We start from the raw sequence: 789 nt of genomic DNA on the forward strand, positions 1-789 counted from the left end.
GAGTATTAAAAAATCCTCATTTTCTATGTGGTAAAAATAGGGAGGAGGGTTTGCTATTCCTAGTTGCAACATCGATATTTCATATACTATCTTTTATAAATACAAAAAGAGGAGCCTAAACTATGGCTCCTCTTTTTACGGTTTCACATCTAAATTTTGTAAAAACAATGTTGCTGAAACATAACGCTTCGCTAACATTTGTACATATGCGGTATGAACAGATAGGGTAGCGATAATAATAGCGTTACGAATTGCTTCGCGTTGTTCGTTATTAATTTGATCAAACTTGCTTGCAATTTTATCAGCTTTTTCTTTTACAATATTTTCGATCGTATGAATGGTATCTGTTGCATTTAGTTGTAAGCAGTTCCCTTGATTCAGTTCTTCAAATAAAGAAGAATAAGCTACATATAAATGAACAGGGTTAATTAAATCATCACTTCGATCGGCCGGGTCATTTACGATGAGTCGTAATAGTTTACGAATAGATTCAAAATCAAGTGCTGTTTTTAAATCTTCGACGATGAATAGTAAGGCTGCTTGTTCGATTGAGTATTTCTTCCCTTTTTGAGGGGAGCCAATCATTTCTTTTATATCTCGTTTCACCCAGTTTTGCATAGCAGTTACAGAGAAACTTGTGTTTTCAATCTGATTACCAAGCGCAACTATTTCATTTAAAGAAAAACCGACATCCGTATCATCGATTTTAATTAATTTTTCAAAAATAGGTGAAAGTGCGGTTGTAATAAAAGCTGTAACGCTTTGTCCGCTTTCAATATCTTTTTTATG

At 33.6% G+C, this 789-nt stretch carries 1 protein-coding gene; it reads right to left on the reverse strand.

All coding sequences use genetic code 11. The features are described from left to right. Positions 1-135 precede the first annotated feature (135 nt). A partial coding sequence (locus AC1DTM_RS29750) for a DUF1836 domain-containing protein (protein WP_477001618.1) occupies positions 136-789 on the reverse strand: 654 nt, incomplete at its 5' end.

This window comes from Bacillus sp. P4_D3 (assembly GCF_056401855.1).